This is a genomic window from Nostoc sp. 'Peltigera membranacea cyanobiont' 210A (assembly GCF_002246015.1).
GTDB lineage: Bacteria > Cyanobacteriota > Cyanobacteriia > Cyanobacteriales > Nostocaceae > Nostoc.
Window position 1 is genome coordinate 706,421 of record NZ_NOLJ01000005.1, and the last position, 17,976, is coordinate 724,396.

19 protein-coding genes are annotated in these 17,976 nt (G+C 43.5%); 11 read left to right on the top strand and 8 right to left on the bottom strand.

The features are described 5' to 3' along the window. Positions 1 to 432 precede the first annotated feature (432 nt). The 4 genes from CDG76_RS19040 to CDG76_RS19055 all read left to right on the top strand — a co-directional run bounded on the left by CDG76_RS19040 (position 433) and on the right by CDG76_RS19055 (position 3,681). Entirely contained in the window at positions 433 to 1,713 is a 1,281-nt protein-coding gene (locus CDG76_RS19040) for a general stress protein (RefSeq protein WP_094350493.1), read from the top strand. 133 nt (positions 1,714 to 1,846) lie between these two features. Beyond that, positions 1,847 to 2,308 (top strand): BON domain-containing protein, encoded by a 462-nt coding sequence (locus tag CDG76_RS19045; protein WP_094350494.1) that lies wholly within the window; start codon positions 1,847 to 1,849, stop codon positions 2,306 to 2,308. Between the two features lie 187 nt (positions 2,309 to 2,495). Then, positions 2,496 to 2,930, top strand: coding sequence for a CAAD domain-containing protein (locus tag CDG76_RS19050; protein WP_094350495.1), 435 nt, complete (start codon positions 2,496 to 2,498; stop codon positions 2,928 to 2,930). A 343-nt stretch (positions 2,931 to 3,273) separates the two neighbouring features. Further along, positions 3,274 to 3,681: a hypothetical protein gene (locus CDG76_RS19055; RefSeq protein WP_094350496.1), complete on the top strand. Its 408-nt coding sequence runs from the start codon at positions 3,274 to 3,276 to the stop codon at positions 3,679 to 3,681. 534 nt (positions 3,682 to 4,215) lie between these two features. Here CDG76_RS19055 and CDG76_RS19060 read toward each other — a convergent pair. Then, on the bottom strand, positions 4,216 to 5,778 hold the full coding sequence (locus CDG76_RS19060; RefSeq protein ID WP_094350497.1) for a metallophosphoesterase family protein: 1,563 nt from the start codon (positions 5,776 to 5,778) through the stop codon (positions 4,216 to 4,218). A gap of 135 nt (positions 5,779 to 5,913) precedes the next feature. Further along, positions 5,914 to 6,885 carry a YegS/Rv2252/BmrU family lipid kinase gene (locus CDG76_RS19065; RefSeq protein ID WP_094350498.1) on the bottom strand — a complete coding sequence of 324 codons (972 nt, stop codon included), beginning with the start codon at positions 6,883 to 6,885 and terminating at the stop codon, positions 5,914 to 5,916. Positions 6,886 to 7,292: 407 nt separating this feature from the next. Here CDG76_RS19065 and CDG76_RS19070 point away from each other — a divergent pair, with 407 nt between their 5' ends. The 4 genes from CDG76_RS19070 to glgA all read left to right on the top strand — a co-directional run bounded on the left by CDG76_RS19070 (position 7,293) and on the right by glgA (position 11,367). After that, positions 7,293 to 7,388, top strand: coding sequence for a hypothetical protein (locus tag CDG76_RS19070; RefSeq protein WP_442938454.1), 96 nt, complete (start codon positions 7,293 to 7,295; stop codon positions 7,386 to 7,388). Positions 7,389 to 7,871: 483 nt separating this feature from the next. Next, on the top strand, positions 7,872 to 8,609 hold the full coding sequence (locus CDG76_RS19075) for a phycobilisome rod-core linker polypeptide (protein WP_094350499.1): 738 nt from the start codon (positions 7,872 to 7,874) through the stop codon (positions 8,607 to 8,609). 209 nt (positions 8,610 to 8,818) lie between these two features. Further along, positions 8,819 to 9,790, top strand: coding sequence for a hydroxymethylbilane synthase (gene hemC / locus CDG76_RS19080; RefSeq protein WP_094342049.1), 972 nt, complete (start codon positions 8,819 to 8,821; stop codon positions 9,788 to 9,790). Between the two features lie 137 nt (positions 9,791 to 9,927). Continuing rightward, entirely contained in the window at positions 9,928 to 11,367 is a 1,440-nt protein-coding gene (gene glgA, locus CDG76_RS19085; protein ID WP_094350500.1) for a glycogen synthase GlgA, read from the top strand. Positions 11,368 to 11,760: 393 nt separating this feature from the next. On the opposite strand, the gene CDG76_RS38435 is transcribed toward glgA, so the two are convergent. The 4 genes from CDG76_RS38435 to CDG76_RS19095 all read right to left on the bottom strand — a co-directional run bounded on the left by CDG76_RS38435 (position 11,761) and on the right by CDG76_RS19095 (position 13,406). Beyond that, positions 11,761 to 12,477, bottom strand: coding sequence for a HEAT repeat domain-containing protein (locus CDG76_RS38435; protein ID WP_223265281.1), 717 nt, complete (start codon positions 12,475 to 12,477; stop codon positions 11,761 to 11,763). Further along, entirely contained in the window at positions 12,477 to 12,665 is a 189-nt protein-coding gene (locus CDG76_RS38440) for a hypothetical protein (protein WP_223265282.1), read from the bottom strand. The genes CDG76_RS38435 and CDG76_RS38440 overlap by 1 nt, the downstream gene beginning before the upstream one ends. 33 nt (positions 12,666 to 12,698) lie before the next feature. Next, on the bottom strand, positions 12,699 to 13,028 hold the full coding sequence (locus CDG76_RS38445) for a HEAT repeat domain-containing protein (RefSeq protein WP_223265283.1): 330 nt from the start codon (positions 13,026 to 13,028) through the stop codon (positions 12,699 to 12,701). 195 nt (positions 13,029 to 13,223) lie between these two features. Continuing rightward, complete coding sequence (locus CDG76_RS19095) at positions 13,224 to 13,406, bottom strand: hypothetical protein (RefSeq protein ID WP_094350501.1); 183 nt, start codon at positions 13,404 to 13,406, stop codon at positions 13,224 to 13,226. A 250-nt stretch (positions 13,407 to 13,656) separates the two neighbouring features. Between CDG76_RS19095 and CDG76_RS19100 the strand changes: the two genes are divergently transcribed. The 3 genes from CDG76_RS19100 (at position 13,657) to CDG76_RS38455 (ending at position 15,038) form a co-directional block, all read left to right on the top strand. Continuing rightward, complete coding sequence (locus tag CDG76_RS19100; RefSeq protein WP_094350502.1) at positions 13,657 to 13,896, top strand: hypothetical protein; 240 nt, start codon at positions 13,657 to 13,659, stop codon at positions 13,894 to 13,896. A 234-nt stretch (positions 13,897 to 14,130) separates the two neighbouring features. Then, positions 14,131 to 14,526 carry a HEAT repeat domain-containing protein gene (locus CDG76_RS38450; RefSeq protein WP_223265284.1) on the top strand — a complete coding sequence of 132 codons (396 nt, stop codon included), beginning with the start codon at positions 14,131 to 14,133 and terminating at the stop codon, positions 14,524 to 14,526. Positions 14,527 to 14,546: 20 nt separating this feature from the next. After that, entirely contained in the window at positions 14,547 to 15,038 is a 492-nt protein-coding gene (locus CDG76_RS38455) for a HEAT repeat domain-containing protein (RefSeq protein ID WP_223265285.1), read from the top strand. A gap of 41 nt (positions 15,039 to 15,079) precedes the next feature. Here the strand turns inward: CDG76_RS38455 and CDG76_RS19110 are convergent, their stop codons facing one another. After that, positions 15,080 to 15,688: a HEAT repeat domain-containing protein gene (locus CDG76_RS19110; protein WP_094350503.1), complete on the bottom strand. Its 609-nt coding sequence runs from the start codon at positions 15,686 to 15,688 to the stop codon at positions 15,080 to 15,082. 106 nt (positions 15,689 to 15,794) lie between these two features. Then, positions 15,795 to 17,369 (bottom strand): group II intron reverse transcriptase/maturase, encoded by a 1,575-nt coding sequence (locus tag CDG76_RS19115; protein WP_094350504.1) that lies wholly within the window; start codon positions 17,367 to 17,369, stop codon positions 15,795 to 15,797. Between the last annotated feature and the right edge of the window lie 607 nt (positions 17,370 to 17,976).

The following is a 17,976-nucleotide window of genomic DNA, read 5'->3' on the forward strand; positions in this document are numbered from 1 at the left end:
GTCCAAAAGTCGTATTTAAAAAAAATAAATATTTATCTTCTCTCTCAAGGAAAACTTATGAGTTAGTTAATATTTTATCAAAGAAAATTTATTAGGCAAAAGTAAATATCATAAAACTGTATCTACTGATATGGCAGGTTCTGAACGGGTGAGTTACAGTAGCAAACGTTAGAAAATAATGTTGTTTGTATCAATTTTATTGAGAAATTGAAAACTGAGAATTAATTATTATAAAAACTTTAGAAAATAAAATATATTTTCTAGTTGAGATTTGGTTATTACACTAAATTTAGATAAAGCCACCTATATCTAATGATAGATATAAAAATTCTTCCAAGCGATTGATGAAAAAAAAATAGAAACATGTATTAATAAGGGTTATTACGAGCTATGAGTTAGTAAATAATTAATTTTTGCTGAGGAGAAAGAATAATGGTAGTAGGTGTACATAAACGTGCTGTAGGTGTATTTTCTCATCGTCGAGATGTTGAACATGCCTTACATGAATTAAAAAAAGTTGGCTTTGACATGAACAGAGTTTCTGTCATTACCGAAGATGGAGACAAACAGGATATTGCTGGTGCGGATGTGAGCGATCGCGTTGGCGACCAATCTGACGAAGGTGCTAAAGTTGGAGCAGCTACAGGCGGTGCTTTGGGCGGATTGGCTGGCTTATTAGTCGGTCTTGGCACTTTAGCAATTCCTGGAATCGGGCCAATTATGTTGGCTGGAGCCGCAGCAACTACCCTAGCTACAACTCTCGCTGGCGCTGGTATTGGTGCAGTCGCTGGTAGTTTGCTTGGTGCATTAATTGGTTTAGGAATTCCTGAAGAACGGGCTAAAGTTTACGACGAACGTGTTAAACGAGGACACTATTTAGTCATTCTCGATGGTACAGAGGCAGAAATACTTAGAGCTGAAGCAATTTTAAATCATCAGGGTGTGGAAGAGTTTGGCATTTACGACCACCCAGATGCGACAAATACAACCACTGGTTATGTGACTCCAACTTCTACTGCTGGTCACAGTGGTGTTGCGAAACGGGCGATCGGGGTATTTTCTCATCGTCGAGATGCAGAAGCAGCAATTACAGAATTACGAGATGCAGGTTTTTCCTTGAATCAAGTCTCCATCATTGCCAAAGATACAAACGGTCAGGGGATCGCTGGTGTAGATGTAGACAAAAATATTGGTAGTGGTAACAAAGCAGACGATGGCGCAAAAACTGGAGCAGCTACAGGCGGTGTTCTGGGCGGCTTGACTGGCTTACTAGTTGGACTTGGGAGTTTAGCAATTCCAGGAATTGGCCCCGTGATTGCCGGTGGCGCAGTTGCAACAGCTTTGGCGACAACATTAGCTGGTGGTGCGATCGGTGCAGCAGCAGGGAGTATTGTAGGCGCACTTGTTGGCTTGGGAATTCCCGAAGACAGAGCGCGAGTATATAGCGATCGCTTCCAAAAAGGTGACTACTTAGTAATTCTCGATGGTACAGACGCTGAAATCCACCAAGCTGAAGCGATTCTCAAACGTCGAGGTATTGAAGAATTTGCAATCTATGATGCCACTGAAATTAGTGAATATCGTCCAGGTTCCGACCGAGTAACGCATAATGACGCAGCTGTAGTCGATCCCATTCGCCCCAATTACTCAACAGAGACTAATAGAAACGATCCTGCTGTAGTTATTGTCGATCGTCGTGATGAAGTACTTTAATTTAAAGTAGTTTTCCCTCGCACAAAATTGCAGGAGCAATAATTTGAAAACTTTGCTCCTGACTACCAAAACTTGCTCCTCACTTTTGCCGTAAATATCAATAGATTTCACTTTCTGATTCAGAATTAAACCAATGAAAAAGCTAACCCCCTTCGTAATTAGTTGCCTTTTAGTGTTTGGTGTTGCTGCTTGTGATAACGCTTCTAAAACAAGTGAATCTGCACCCAACAATCCTAATGAAGCTCCCCAAACACCAAGTGCAAAAACAACAGAAGCTTCTCAGCAAGACGCACAAAGTGAAGTTCGCAGAAGACAAGCTAATTCTGATATTCGCGCCCGCGAACAGCGCAATAATACCACTGGTGGCGATACAAAAAGAGCTAAAGCTGACTTAGAAAGTGAAGTTCGCTCCAAATTGGAGGTTAATATACCCAAGAGTCAACTAACAGTTAATGCCGCAGACGGCGGTATTGTGACTGTCGCCGGAACTGTCACCAATCAGCAGGAGTTGGCTAAAATTGAAAAATTAGCTAAGGAAATTAAAGGTGTCAATAGTGTAGTTGTGAAAGCCACTGTTGCCAAAGTAACTAACTAAGGCAACTAACTAATAAATCCAAGTGAGCAAGTAGGCGTAAACAGATTTAACTGCTCCTGCTAACTCTCAGTGGTCAGTAATAAATTTAACTGACCACTAATAATTGAAACCTGACGACCTTAATAACTATATTTATTGATGCTCAGTTCAGTTATACAAAGTCTTGTAGTTACCAAACATAAAAACTATGGAAACCGAACAACAGCAACGTGAATCCATCAATGCTTCCTTATCACAAGGTACGCTAGCACTGGAAGGTACTGATACTGCAAACTTGCCAAAGTTACCGCCAGCACCTGAACCTGAATCTCAATGGCAGCAAATTAGTAGACAAATTTCTCAATTTTTAGAGCAACTGCCCCAATACTTAAGTGACTTTTTTCAGGACTACAAGCAGCCTCTAATAACTGTTGCTTTAATTTTGGCAGCGATTGTTACAGCTAGAGTAGTACTGACGGTACTAGCTGCAATCAATGATATTCCCCTACTCTCACCACTTTTTGAGTTAGTTGGAATTAGTTACACCAGTTGGTTTGTTTTCCGTTATCTGCTAAAGGCTTCAACTCGCCAAGAATTAGCCGATGAAATTCAATTACTGAAAAACCAATTTGTGGGCGAGTAAATTTACTCGCAATTAAATTAGGATTTCCACGGGCAAATAGAATTTGCAGCTATATAAACTCTCGTCCGCCTCTGCGGGCTTGGGTAAACCCTTGTATAGTTGCGGTTTCTAATTGCCCTTTTAATGTTAAGTTGACTCAACTAAAACCCTTGTTTTACCAAGAAATGTAAATCAACAGTATTTAACCGGATTCCATTTTAGTCTTTTAGATACATCAAAAGATAGAGAATATAACATTATTTTTAATTTTAAGTCACTTCTCAAGATAGTAGCTTGGAGATAAGAAACAGCCTAATCTAGTTTCTGAAGTTATTTAATAGATTCTTTAACGAGGACATAAATTATGGCTAATGAAGCAGTTAAGAGAGATACAGATTCATCCGATCGCGCGGAAGTCGATACATACGATCGCGGCATTATCCCTGCTGAAACCGCCGCTAGAATGAAAAGAGAAGGAGATAAGTACAAAACCCTCCCCACAGAAGAACGGGAAGCAGATGCACCTACCGACGATCAAACCGATTCAGAAAGTATACGCACCACTGACGGCTATACCGTGGACAGAGAAGGTTTGTCTAATAACTATGCAATTGAACCGGAAATGTATTACGAAGAACCGGGTGATGCACGCCAGCAAGCGGCAGAAGATAGGGAAGAACGTATCCAAGAACTTGGAGAAGTGAATCAGGACGAGGAAGGCAAGTTGACAGATAAGGGTGACAGCCGCGGTAGAGGCCCAGGAATAATTTAATTAACAACTCTTTTGCTGAGTGCAATTACACGTAAGAAGGCTAAATAGGTGGTTTCTAGAGACGCAATAACTGCGTCTCTAATTTTTTATATTTTGTCTTTAAGACCGCAGAGCGGCAGGGTTTTTACGCTTTCTGCATAGATTTGAGAATTATAACTAATTAGTCGGACATCATATTACATATTACGTCTCTACATTTATTGTGATACCAATTCAATTAATGATTGCAACACATCCTTGGGTAAAGACGCGATGAATCGCGTCTCTACAAATGGTCTATTTGTTGCATTCTTTTTTCCTATTGGTACGAGTCGAAACAATCCCATTGGGGACTTATATCATGTCCGCTAGATTACTTATTAAACCTGAAGAACCCCACCCCCGCCAAAGCTACGCTTTGTCTCCCCTCCCCGCAAGCGGGGAGGGGATTAAGGGGTGGGGTGCAATGACTGTAGTTAGCATAACTAATTAATTATGCGGACATGATATTGACAAAGCGCTTTGGGTTTCTACGGCTTTAATACAGCAGTATTACTAGATAATAAGTGGCTCAAGTTCGCGATTATGCCATTGCCGCTGATGCCATTCGGTAACTAAAGGACGGACAATAAACTTAGGCTGTCCATCGCCTTTAACGTCAATACGTAAACCTGAATAAGGTCGTCGCTTTTGAAAACCTTGACCGTTGCGACCGATGAAGAGATGCGATCGCGCCACTAATCTATTTTCATTCCCAAAAGTCTCCATCAAATCTGCTCCCTCAATTCGCTGGCGTCGCAAACTAAACCCGCTACCGCCACAAACAATCCAGTGGATATGAGAATCAGCGTGTCCCGTATCCATCGTTTCCAGGTGTTCCAAGCAGTGGGCGTGACCGTTTAATACCAAATCGACCAAAGGACGACCCTGATTTAAGGAACCGATTTCTTTAGCTACCGCATCCAACACGCCACGCAAGCGATCGCGAACGATTAGAGTTTGTGCTTGTTCCCACTTCGTCGCCTCAGTTACATAAGGAGGATGATGGAAATAAATAATCCTTCCCCGAACTTCAGGATTATTCCAAGATTCAATTAATCTTTGCTTGAGCCAATCCAGTTGTTCAGTGTCAGTCAGGGTTGTTTTATTAGTGGCTAGTTGCTTATCGATATCAACAATAATTTCTTCAATTTGTGACAGCTTGGCATGGAAATCGTCTAATTGATCGGCTTCATTCGGATTTTCGGGGCGAAGTTTGGCTGAAGTTTCAATAATTTCCTGCTTTTCTTGCTCGAAATCTTCACGGCGTTTTTCTAAGAGTTTGCGATCGGCATCACCTTTTTTTGTTTTCGGTAGCGGTGGTGGATCGTTAAATGTATTAGAATCCAAAGCAAAGAAATCAATACCGCCATAACGAAAAGTGTAATAGCGATTGGGAAGGCGGGTAAATTGCCCAGGTTGATAAGAAAGACAACGACCTGTATCTGTCTTGGCTGTGTAGTGCCGATCTAAGTGACTGGCTAACTCTTCTGGAAGCTGAAACGCCTGAAGATAGTCGAGAAATGCCTTTGCGTAAGCGTCACCGCATCCTGAGCCATGTAAACCCACATCTAGGTCTAACCGCGATCGCAACAGGTGACGAATGGGTAATGTTGTTAGAGATGCCAAGCTCAATAAAATTGGCAAGTTATAGTAATCATGATTTCCCGGCACAGGTAAAATGGGCAGCTTAAAAACCATCTGGTCATAAGCAATCCGTTTGCGATGCTCTGCGCCCAAGAGAAACTCTCGGTAAGGCTGGATGAAGTTTTGCTGGTAATATTCACTCGATCCCACTAAATAGATTACATCCCCCGTATGCAGCATAAAACGGGATTCGTTGTGATGGGGCAGCATAAGTTCAGCTACTTGTCGCTGAGGATTGTGTCCTCTGTGTCTACCGGAACCACTATCACCTATGACTAAAAATGAGAACTCAGAATTGTCTGTTTGTCCATCTTCCAAAACCAGCCGAGTTTGGTCGATATCCCGTTCCACAATTAACGGATCTTGCCACCGCACCCGCTGATTCATTTTCCGAATTTTCTTAGCGATCGCTGGATCAGATACAAGTTTCAATGCAACCTACTCCTGAGTTTTCAATTAGGAATCGTGCAAGAGTCAAAGAAGAGGACAGGGGGCAAGAGGGAGAATAAAAAATTAACTCTTTCCCCCCTGCTCCCTGCTCCCTGCCCCCTGCCTTTTCCCATGCCCTCATTCTTCTGCTGTGTCTTTCATCTCAATAATCAGATTAGGAAGTCCCTCTAGTTTTTCGGTAGGCTCAACTTCTTCTACTAATGGCACAAAAATTCTTAAGCCTGCTGGTACACACTTAATTTCTACAGGTGTTGTGCCTACTATTTCACCATCTAGAACAACTTTTTGTGGTGGCTCAGTCGTAATTTTAAATTGTTTCGCTCGCAGAAAACCAATATCATCCCGTTCAACGGCGTTACCTGTGGAAGCCGTTTGAAATAGATGAAACGTGGCAGCGATCGCTCCTGCCTTGTTAGTTGGAGCTACAATCGTTAAATCTAGTAACCCATCATCATAAATCAGACCTGCTGGGCCTTGAGCCAAAACTGAAGTGGGAGGCGCGGCATTTGCTACCGTTACTGCACAGGCACTAGTTTTAATTATCCTGTCTTCAGTTTCAATTTCAACATCAAAGTTTTTTAAATTTCTTAATTGCTGGATTCCTGCCAAAACGTAGGCCATCATCCCAAAGCGATTCTTGGCGTCTCGGTCTGCCAATTCTACAGTGTCAGCTTCAAAGCCAATACCTGCTAAAAGTACCATTGGGCGATCGTTGCAATAAGCTACGTCTACATGAGTGGTTGCTCCCTGCAAAATTGTCTGACACGCACCTGCGATCGTGTCAGGAATTCCTAAAGCTGTGGCAAAAGCGTTCGCTGTTCCTCTGGAAATGATCCCAAATGGGATATCAGTTCCCACTAAAGCCGCCGCCGCTATTGAGAGAGTACCATCCCCCCCAGAAGCAATGATTGCATCTACTCCTCGCTCTACAGCTTGATATGCCAGTTGGTCAGCATCAATTTCTTCAGTTGTAAAATGAATATCTAGATCGATATCTGGCTCTAATATTGCCCGAATTTCTGCTAGCTCTGTATCTGGGTCGCCCTGACCCGCAACAGGATTGAAGATGAGACAGGCGGAACGATTCATAAGGTATAATAACTAAGCTTGGATAACTAATGAAGATAACAAATTATTCTTAGCATTCCTGTAAATTTTCAACTTCCCTTTTAAGGCTGAGTTTTTTAGAGATATTGAGCAAGTTCAGCGGAATGTGCGATCGCATCATACACCAAGAAAAGGCAAGAATCTTTAATCGTTCTTAAAACCTTCCCAAAGAACTCTATTTTTAGCCGCCTGTTTCTAAAGACTCACTCAACTGGAAGGGTGTTTGGTTAGTCGGTAGAAAAATTTAAGCCATCATCAGAATTGTATATAGACAGGTTTTAGGAAATTCCTATATTATGGGAAGTGAGCAAATTACTGTTCTTGAGTCGTAGTTTCAGCAAAGTGAAATCAGCGATCGCAAGTTTATCCGTTTAGTAGCGAAATTTGAGTTGTATCGTTGCCTATTTTTTAGCAGTTGCCATTGTTATCGGGCAATTGGATTGAATTTTAGGCATCTTTTCAGTTGCGCTCCCATCAATGCGTAAATCCAGCTAACATCTCAACTGCTTGAGCAACTTATTAAAGTTAGGCAAAGTTCCACTACAGCCTACTAGTACAATGTCAAGCCAACTATGCTGGGTGAGACACTTCTGAAACATCTCTTTTCTTCTCTCTCTGTGCCCTCTGCGCCTCTGTGGTTCGTTTATTTACCCTTCAAACTTCGCTTGATAGACCACCAGTACAATGTCTAAGTTAATCTTGAGGGTTTGTAGTAAGCACTTTAGTGCTTAGAAAATAAGGACTGAAGTCCTTACTACGAACTTAAACTTGACATACTACTAGTCAGTTTTGCGGCAATTACAACTCAAAGGGCTAATAACTGGGGATAAGGGAGACAAGAGCAACAAATGCTCTTAAGGAGTGCTGAGTTGGGAATCTTCAGAACTCGGAACTGACTCAACGCTTCGCTAACAGAACTGTTTTGCCTCATACATAATGCCCAATCCCTTCAATTTTCTAGCTCTAATATGTCTATTCCTTTGTTAAGCTATTCCCCTTCATCTCGAAATCATCGTGTATCTGGATATGAGATTCTTGGCGACGAGCAACCTAGAATTTATACAGCCGAATATCTGCAATCATCACTAGAAATGGATGCCTTGATTAAGGCAGCCTATCGCCAGATTTTCCACGAACAACAGATGCTAGATAGCAACCGCCAAACCTGTCTAGAATCCCAACTGAGAACTGGTCAAATTACAGTCAGAGATTTCATTCGAGGGTTAGCAATATCTGATGCATTCCGGCGACTCAATTACGAAAGCAACAACAATTATCGCTTTGTGCAGATATGCGTACAGCGCCTATTGGGTCGTGAGGTTTACAATGAACGCGAAAAACTAGCTTGGTCGATTGTGCTAGCTAGTAAAGGACTGCACAGGTTTATCGACGATTTGGTGGATACTGAAGAGTACATGAGTAACTTTGGTTACAATACAGTCCCCTATCAACGGCGACGGATTTTACAAGGACACTCTCTAGGGGAATTACCTTTTGCCAGAATGGCTCGTTATGGCGAAGATTATCGCGATAAATTGCCGCTTCCCTTGATGAGAAAGCAGGTTGAGCCTTTTAATTTACAGACCTTCTTACGCAGTTCTGACAGAGATGTGGTGTTATTGCTATTAGCTTCGACGCTGGCACTGATTGTCTTGTTTAGTTTGCTGACTACATTTGGTTATTTCCCAAAATTTGGTGGGTACTAGCTGAAACTTGAAGGTGTAGCGATCGCCATTGTGAGCGATCGCAACATCCTCAATGCATAAAAATTCTATTATTTGAGATTTCACAAACAAGCTTTTGGTAAAGAATTGTAATCCAAAATCCCAAATCTAAAACCCAAAATTCGCATGAGTCCCTGACTACGGTAGTCTAGATGAAAGTGAATTTATCGCCTGCGATATTATATTGTTTTATGACTTCAGTTGTTTCTAGTCCCCCACGCACTATTCGGATCGGCTCACGCAAAAGCCAACTTGCTCTGGTTCAAACCTACTGGGTACAAGAGCAGCTCCAGAAAAGCTTTCCTGATATCACTTTTGAAGTCCACACCATGTCTACCCAAGGCGATAAAATCTTGGATGTAGCATTAGCTAAGATTGGCGATAAAGGACTTTTTACTAAAGAACTTGAAGTTGGAATGCTCAATCAAGAGATTGACTTTGCAGTTCATTCTCTTAAGGATCTGCCGACTCACTTACCAGAAGGGTTAACGTTAGCAGCAATTACTGAACGAGAAAACCCAGCAGATGCATTAGTGGTGCATGAAAAGCACAAAGATAAACAAATCGATACGTTGCCAGAAGGTGCGGTAATTGGTACATCTTCTCTACGGCGGTTAGCACAGTTACGCCATCATTTTCCTCACTTTACCTTTAAGGATGTGCGGGGAAACTTGATTACACGATTGGCAAAACTGGATGCAGGTGAATACGATGCTTTGATTTTGGCAGCAGCAGGATTAGAGAGATTGGGAATGGGCGATCGCGTTCATCAAGTTCTACCCAAAGAAATCTCCCTCCACGCCGTTGGACAAGGAGCTTTGGGGATAGAATGCCGTGCTGATGATAGTGAAGTGCTATCTCTACTCAAAGCAATTGAACATACCGAAACACGCGATCGCTGTCTCGCCGAACGATCTTTTCTCCGTTCTCTAGAGGGCGGATGTCAAGTACCTATCGGTGTAAATACAGAGATATCTGGTGAGAATTTGACCTTAACCGGGATAGTCGCCAGTGTAGATGGTCAAAAGTTCGTCAAAGATACCGTCACCGGACTTGCCAATAACGCCGAAGCACTAGGCATAGAACTAGCAGAACTGTTGCGACAACAGGGAGCGCAAGAAATTTTATCAGAAATTTTTGCGGTGATTCAGCGCGGTTCCTAAGCAATTGGGCAAGCCAATGTGATTAGATAAGAATTGATCGCCGTTGCACTAAAGATGTGCCAGACGCGACAAGTCGCGTTGAGCGGGATTTCAAAAAGTGAATTTGACAATATAGACTCAGGGAAGCAAAAATTACCATGCGGATTCTATTTGTTGCAGCAGAAGCAGCACCCGTTGCGAAAGTAGGAGGAATGGGTGATGTTGTCGGGGCATTACCCAAAGTCCTGAGAGAAATGGGGCATGATGTGCGGATATTCTTGCCTTACTACGGCTTCCTGCCAGACAAAATGGAAATTCCCCAAGAACCGATTTGGTGGGGAGATGCCATGTTCCAGCACTTTGCAGTATACGAAAGTGTTCTGCCTGGTACTGATGTTCCCTTGTACTTATTTGGACATCCGTCCTTCATGCCGCGCCGCATCTATTCTGGAGATGATGAAGATTGGCGGTTCACATTGTTTGCTAATGGTGCAGCCGAGTTTGCCTGGAATTACTGGAAGCCAGATGTTATCCATTGTCACGATTGGCATACAGGGATGATTCCCGTGTGGATGCACCAAGATCCTGATATCACCACAGTGTTTACCATCCATAACCTGGCTTATCAAGGGCCGTGGCGTTGGTATTTAGAGAAAATTACTTGGTGTCCCTGGTATATGCAAGGACACAACGTCATGGCGGCGGCGGTACAATTTGCCAACAAGGTAAATACAGTTTCGCCCACATACGCCGAGCAAATCAAGACAGCTACTTACGGTGAAACATTAGAAGGTTTGCTGTCCTTTATTAGCGGTAAATTATCTGGGATTATCAACGGTATTGATACTGAGGTATATAACCCAGAAAATGACAAATATATTGAGCAAACCTTTACTGCTGATACTTTAGATAAACGCAAAGCCAATAAAATTGCTTTGCAACAAGAATTAGGATTAGAAGTTAATTCCAAAGCCTTTTTTATTGGGATTGTCACCCGATTAGTGGAACAAAAAGGCATTGATTTGATATTGCAAATCCTCGATCGCTTCCTATCTTATACAGATGCCCAGTTTGTGCTGTTAGGGACAGGCGATCGCTACTATGAAACTCAGATGTGGCAATTAGCATCCCGCTTCCCCGGACGCATGGCAACTTACTTACTGTATAACGATGCCCTGTCTCGCCGGATCTACGCTGGTACTGATGCCTTCTTGATGCCTAGCCGTTTTGAACCATGCGGTATTAGCCAAATGATGGCTTTGCGCTACGGTTCTGTACCCATTGTCCGCCGCACAGGTGGATTAGTTGACACCGTAACCCATCACGATCCTGAAAATGCTGCCGGTACTGGTTATTGTTTCGATCGCTATGAACCGCTTGACCTTTTCACTTGTATGATCCGAGCTTGGGAAGGCTTCCGTTTCAAACCGCAATGGCAAGAACTACAAAAACGGGGTATGAGTGAAGATTTTAGTTGGTATCAATCTGCTAAGGAGTACGTAAAGTTGTACAGGTCAATTTTCGGTTTGCCAGAAGAAGAGACACCAGAACCAAAGTTAGTTTTAAACGAAGCAGTCACTAGCACTAGTAGCAAGTAATATCATGTCCGCTTGATTGCTTATTAAACCCAAAGAACCCCACCCCGCCAAAGCTACGCTTTGTCTCCCCTCCCCGCAAGCGGGGAGGGGTTGGGGGTGGGGTGTAATGACTGTAGTTAGCATAATTATGCGGACATGATATAAAAGGGCGGTTAAAAACCAATACGGTTCAGTTAAGCATTTTTTTCTTCTCTCTGTTTCCTCTGCGCCTCTGCGGTTCGTTAAAAAAATTGAGTTTGACAAAGAGTTTTAACCTTAACTGAACCGTATTGGGTTAAAAACCACGTCTACACAGACAATAACCCACCTCCGTGGGTTTCAAACCTCAATCTTTCCTTAGTCCGCGGAGGCGGACTTTGTTTGTGTAGCCGCGACTTCCAGTCGCCAGCGCTATTAATTACTCGTCGCTTTCGCCCTAATTAACCAATCACGATCGCTAGTGCAAATTTCCCGACCAGACGAGTCTCCGAAGCGGTCTAGCGCTAATAAACAAGCGTATTTTAAATCCCAAATCGGCGTATTCAGGCAAATTTTGATTTCAGGAATTGCTCGTGAATCACGCAATTCACCAAGAGCGATCGCACACGCCGCACGAGATTTCTGAAACTGGGGTTCGCGGTTGTGCAGGTTTTCTATTAATAAATCGTAAGCAGGAGCATATTTTAGCCAACCGAAAAGTTTCATCACATGATAATGAGCGCCATAGTCGTTATATGCTTTGTCGCTATAAGTTGCTAAAAGTGCTGCTGGTGCTTCTTGTGGATAGATATCTAGTAAGGTTTTTGTCGCTAAATAGCAACGTCCAAAATTGGTTTCGTAGAGTTCGTTAATCACAAAATCTAGAACAGGGGTAGCATCATACTCATGTACTAGATCGAGCTCGTTGGGATGATCGTAGAGTACTTGCTCTAAGTAAGGTTGAATTTCTGTAAAGGTAATTTCACCACTGGGAACACCTGCATCCAAAAGCATCCGCAATCCTCGCAAGCGAAACACCAGAGATACAGGACAACGGGCAATTTCTGGGATGGCTTTGTAGTAGCAGGAATCAATCAGGTCTTGAATAGAACCGCGCCTTGCATTGACGCTAGAACTTTGCAGCAGCGCCATCACCTCGGTAATTGGGAGTAGTCACCCGTGAAGCGACAAACTGTAGCGATCGCCGCACTACGGGTAGGTTCATCCTCAACTTGGGTAAACTTCCGTACACGTTCTAGGGACGGCTGATAGTCAGCGTTAGCTAAAGTGTGAATAATGACTCGATAGATTTGACCTGGTTTATCAAGCAGTTGCGCCACCTCTTCGAGAATTTCTGGCTCTTTAGTGCCAATTTACCCGATTGCCCACACGGTATTTTCAACAGTATAAATATCATCATCTTTAAGGCACTGCCGAATTACAGGTAAAGCTGATTGTGCCTGCAATCGCCCCAGACTTTCCACAGCTTTGCGTCGAACAATGCGGTGGTCTAACTCATCAGGGTTACTGGTTTCAATCGCCCGTAGCAAAGCCGCGATCGATTGCTCAGTGGGGAAGTTAATTAAATGGGAAACAGCAATATACTTATCAGAAGCGTCTTCGAGTTGTTCTAATGGTGTGTCGATAATTGCGATCGCTTCTTCTTCTGTTAGCCCAAACATTTTAAAAAAACGTTTATCCATTGATCTATAAAATGGCTCTTGGATAATTGCTTGCAGGTCACTTTTACTATCGTACTAGGGACTGGCTACTAGTGATTAGGGACTGGAAAGATGAAGCCTAAAGGGGGCGAGTCCAAAATAACAACGTTTGACCGAGGTAGAGCCAAACAAACCAAAAAACCGCATCATCGCCCTCAAAAAAACTGTACAAAAAAGCTATTCATCCTCATCTCCTGATGGTCGTTCGCTGTCACTTTGTTGGGTGTTCCACTCTAAAACAATACGCTCTAACATTTCCGCCTGCGTACAGTTATTTACAGCAGCGTACTGCTTAATTAGCTCTCTTACTGTGGGACTAATATGGCGTATATCTAGTGGGTTGTTTCTTGTCGTTTCCACGATCTTTTTCCAGAATGTAGTTGGGTTAAACTTTTGAAGATTTACATCAAAAAGCTTTACCAGTGGTAACGCGATCTGAGAAGATCATAATATATGCATTTGTCAGCTATTAGTTCAGTTGCCTCTTGCTAATTGTTCAGTTTTATGTAACAGCTAAATATTGGTCTTTAGCGAGTAACCAAATACAAACATTTTTGGGAACACCGATCGCACATCATTCATATAAACACATATTTAGGAAACAAAACTTATGGATGAAACCTCAGAATTGACAACAGCCAATAACATAACCGCTCAAGATGTAGCAGAAGTGATTGCAGAACTTGAGCAATATCGGGAACGTATAGTTCAAGAAACTACGGAAACAGCAAAACGGGCTAAGTTGATGAGAGTAAGCGTTATGGCAAAACTAGAGCCTGAGCTTGCCAAGATTGATTCTGCCCTCCAGGAACTCCGTAATCAACAGGCTGCCCTGAGTGGCAGCAACTAGTACCGCAAGGCGGAATTCAAAATGACGCTCTCTACGTTCGCGCAGCGTGTCGCAGACAGACGCTAAAAGCGTAGCTTGCTTCTCTGAAAGAGTACGCAGACTCGCTAACGCTGCGCTAACAAAATTCAAAATTCAAAATGAATACAGCGTGAGCGTTTCGTTGATTTGGAATGGGTGGTTTATTTACGCCGTGTTGTACTAGTCATTTGTCTTGATAATTTAGCTAGAGATTATATGCTCAACTCCGAAACTCAATCCGGGGCAGATTCGTTAAATCTGTCCCATGCAGAAAGTGATGCTTTATTTTCAGTAGTGAGCGAGCAATTAAGCTTAAACACCTTCAACTCCGATGACCAAGAGCTAATAAAGCGCATGGTTGAGAGTATGGGAGACTCACGAGGCATGGTTAGGTTGAGTTTTGCAGAGGCTTTGGGTAAAATCGGCAAACCAGCAACCCCTTTATTGATGGAAGCTGTGGCAAATCATCCCAACCCAGTTGTGCGGAGAGGCAGCGCTAAAACCTTGACACTGATTGCTGACCCGATCGCAGTTCCGATTTTGGTCAATGCCCTGTTAAATGATGAAGATATGGTGGTCAAAACCTCGTCGGTGGGGGGCTGGCCAAAATAGGTGAGGCAGCTGTACCAGCATTGCTGAAAATCTTAGCGTCAACCGACTATCCAGAAAGTGCCAAAGGTCATGCTGTATGGACGTTGGGATTTATTGGGGCAGAAGCGAAGGAGCATTTATATCGAGAGATTAACTCCGACTCGGCTGAAGTTCGGGCTGCGGTTGTGGGTGCGATCGCTAAAATTGCTCAAGAAGGTACTCAAGAAGGAGCATTTAATATTTTAATTAATGCCCTCAACGATCCATCCGAAATTGTCAGGTGTGAAGCAGCAGCAGCTTTGGGTAGCCTCACCTATCGCTCGGCAATTCCTAGCCTTGTTGAATTACTACATCACCCCGATTGGGAAACCCGAAAAGCAGCGGCTCTGGCATTGATGAAGATTGGCGACGGTGCTGCATTAGAACCCCTGCAAGCTGCATTAACTGAGGAAGAAGAAGCGGGGGTTCAGGCAGTGATGAAGTTGGCGATTTCTCAAATTGAGAGGCAGTTAGAGGAAGAAGCTTGGGAATAAGGCGATGGACATTTCCAATTTGAGCGCATAATTAGTGATCGCTACTCTCTCTTATATTTAATCACTTGATCTAATCGGGGCAAAGCACTCACCGCTGACTCCCGAACATACGGATCGATAGATTCATCATTTGTCAATGCCGTCAGTACTTCCACCCCTCGGATATCACCCATCGAACCGAGTGCATTGACGATCGCCACAGCCACCGCAACATTATTTATTGTTTTCAGAGCTTCAGTCAAAATCTCAAAGGCGGGAGAACCAATCTCACCCAATGCCATTACTGATGCGATATAAACAACTGGATTTTGGTCATTGAGCGCTGTTTGCAATCCCTGTAAGCCCTCATTTGGCAAGGGAACATCAGGATGATTAGCAGCAACCTGTGCTAGAGCTTTAGCACAACTACCCCGAATGGTCGCATTATCACTATTTACTAATGACTCTACCAGTAGCGGTACAGCATCTGTACCAATAGCACCCAGTGCTTTTACCGCAGCTCGCCGATAGGTGACATCTTCTTCATCTAAAATACCCATCAGCCGAGGAATGGTATTTTCATCACGGACATCAGCCAGTTCCCACATGGCTCGTTCCCGCAAATTGGGGTTGGGGTGTTTTAACTGTGCAAATAAAGAATCTATTGTCATAAAAGAAAATTTCCCTGTTTGGTTGAGTCGATGGCGGGTATTATCCCGCGCACCTCTCAGTTAAATCTGGGCGTGCGACTTTCACCGCACCCAGCTTCCGATGTTCTTAGCTTGCGCTTTTGCTCATGTGTTTGTAATCGTGGCAACTCTCATGAATTGCTTCAAGATTATTTTTCTTCCAGTTGGCATGATTTCCGTCGATGTGGTGTAGGTGAAGCCGTTCCTCATCGATGAATTTCAGACCACAGGAAGCACATCTATGGCTTTGCTTCTTAAGAGCAATAGAAGTTTCGCCGCCATAGAGTTTACTGTTACGTTCGCTCCAGTAGGCTGTATCTCCGTCGTAAGGTGATTTAGTTTCCTTGACAGAAATGTGTTTGTTTTCGGAGTAAGGAACCTTTGGGAATGCTTTGTCTAGTAATTTCTTGCTAGAGTTGCGATTTTGATTAGTTTCCTTGTTGAATACCGTGTAAGCTCTTTTTTCGATGTGGTATAACGAGTTTCTTGACCCGTCCATCTTGCAGAACTTATGGTAATTTCTCCAACCTCTAACTACCGGGGCTAATTTCTCAGCCTTTGTGGTAGCACCATAATTCGAGTTGTTGACGATGTGTTTTACCTTCTTACGAAATGCTTTGAAGTTGTCCACTGCGGGACTGCATCTGAACCTTCCGTTTTTCTGGACTTTAAAGTGCCAGCCGAGGAAGTCAAACCCATCTGTCGCGGCGGTAACTTTGGTTTTCTTTTGGCTTACATTCATTCCGCGTTTGCGGAGAAACTCGCTGATTCTTTCAAGTATCTCTATTGCATCATCTTCGGGTCGGAGTATAATAACCATGTCGTCCGCGTATCGGATTGATGGTTCAGTAATATCACTGGTCAGGGTTTTATCAGTGATTCTGTATCCTAAATTCTTATGGTATCTGTGTATACCCTCAATCCCGTTGAGCGCAATGTTAGCTAGTAAGGGACTGACCACTCCCCCCTGGGGTGTTCCTTGTTCAGGGAATTCTGGGTTGACTCCTGCCTTGAGGCATCGGTATATTCCGAGTTTTAAGCCTTTTGGAGCAATGAGTTCATCCATAATTGCTGAGTGGTTAATCCTATCGAAGCATTTTTCGATGTCGAGTTCTATAACTCGTTTCTCTATTCCATTGCAACCAGAGCGGAGGTTATTAAAGATGTACTTTTGTGCATCGTGGGCAGAGCGCCCAGTTCTGAACCCGTAACTCCTAGCGTGGAAAGTGGCTTCGTGTGCTGGTTCGAGTGCATATTTTGCGAGGCATTGCCAAGCCCTATCCGCTATGGTAGGTATCTTAAGTATTCTGGTAGTCCCGTCCTTCTTGGGGATGGGGATTTCCCGTAGTCCTTGATGCTTCCAATTTCCACTGTTCATTCTCAGTAATTCTTCAAGGTTGAAGCGTTCTTCAAATGAGAGTGATTTCTTCCCATCGATACCCGCCGTCTTTTTACCAGCATTTAGCTGAGATACTTGTCTAATTGCAAGAAATCGAGCCGAGGTTGATTTGAGAATAAGCTTTTGGAGTGACCGAGCTTTCCGCTTGTCTCCAACAAGAACAGCTTTAAATACGCGCTTTTGAAGGCGGAAAAGATTTCGGCGGAATTTCTTCCACGGTACGGCTTTCCAAGATTCACTAGTATGTCTACTGTGTCTAATCATTTTCTCTTCTCTAGTTTGTATTTTCTGAACACCTCAGTCCAATTACGGACTGTCCTACCCTAACTGTGGGAATTCCTCCGCTCGTCTGGTCTACCTGAGATTCGACTGTCTCAAGACCCACAGTTAGTTTTTATTCGTTCCCTCGGAGAGATTGATGAGCCACTGCGTTGCGGGGGTTCCCCCCGTTGTAGCATGTGGCGTTGTTCCGTTAGATGTAGCCAATTCGACTGCTGGATTCCCTAGACTCTTTGCCGTTATTAGATTCAAGATACGGCGGGAATAAACTCCAGTGAGGTCAGGGGATCTTGAGTTGCGCCCTGTCTTTTGGTAAGTCGCTTTTATAGGCTCGGTTTCATCATAGGAACTCCCTGTTAGCACCAGTGTCAACCCGCAACGGTCGTCTGATTGCGCCCTGTTCCCAGCTTCACTCTACAAGAACCGAGCTTGTTCGGTGTGGGCAGATAAGGAGTCAATTCTGAGTCTGAATGGCAAGGCTTACACTTGCATCTGACCGAGAGTTCAGCCTTTTGATGACAGTAATCTGCTGTCAGGCTGGCTTAGTTATGTACGGACTGATTACCGTGATTCACTAGGCAACGAATCGCAC

What these genes read in the sequence shown, in the direction of transcription:
- CDG76_RS19100 (WP_094350502.1), top strand. Translation starts at nt 13,657, where the DNA reads ATGGATGAAACCTCAGAATTGACAACAGCCAATAACATAACCGCTCAA.
- CDG76_RS19045 (WP_094350494.1), top strand. Translation starts at nt 1,847, where the DNA reads ATGAAAAAGCTAACCCCCTTCGTAATTAGTTGCCTTTTAGTGTTTGGT.
- hemC (WP_094342049.1), top strand. Translation starts at nt 8,819, where the DNA reads ATGACTTCAGTTGTTTCTAGTCCCCCACGCACTATTCGGATCGGCTCA.
- CDG76_RS19055 (WP_094350496.1), top strand. Translation starts at nt 3,274, where the DNA reads ATGGCTAATGAAGCAGTTAAGAGAGATACAGATTCATCCGATCGCGCG.
- CDG76_RS19050 (WP_094350495.1), top strand. Translation starts at nt 2,496, where the DNA reads ATGGAAACCGAACAACAGCAACGTGAATCCATCAATGCTTCCTTATCA.
- CDG76_RS19065 (WP_094350498.1), bottom strand. Translation starts at nt 6,885, where the DNA reads ATGAATCGTTCCGCCTGTCTCATCTTCAATCCTGTTGCGGGTCAGGGC.
- glgA (WP_094350500.1), top strand. Translation starts at nt 9,928, where the DNA reads ATGCGGATTCTATTTGTTGCAGCAGAAGCAGCACCCGTTGCGAAAGTA.
- CDG76_RS19115 (WP_094350504.1), bottom strand. Translation starts at nt 17,369, where the DNA reads ATGATTAGACACAGTAGACATACTAGTGAATCTTGGAAAGCCGTACCG.
- CDG76_RS38450 (WP_223265284.1), top strand. Translation starts at nt 14,131, where the DNA reads ATGCTCAACTCCGAAACTCAATCCGGGGCAGATTCGTTAAATCTGTCC.
- CDG76_RS38435 (WP_223265281.1), bottom strand. Translation starts at nt 12,477, where the DNA reads ATGGCGCTGCTGCAAAGTTCTAGCGTCAATGCAAGGCGCGGTTCTATT.
- CDG76_RS38445 (WP_223265283.1), bottom strand. Translation starts at nt 13,028, where the DNA reads ATGGATAAACGTTTTTTTAAAATGTTTGGGCTAACAGAAGAAGAAGCG.
- CDG76_RS19075 (WP_094350499.1), top strand. Translation starts at nt 7,872, where the DNA reads ATGTCTATTCCTTTGTTAAGCTATTCCCCTTCATCTCGAAATCATCGT.
- CDG76_RS19110 (WP_094350503.1), bottom strand. Translation starts at nt 15,688, where the DNA reads ATGACAATAGATTCTTTATTTGCACAGTTAAAACACCCCAACCCCAAT.
- CDG76_RS19040 (WP_094350493.1), top strand. Translation starts at nt 433, where the DNA reads ATGGTAGTAGGTGTACATAAACGTGCTGTAGGTGTATTTTCTCATCGT.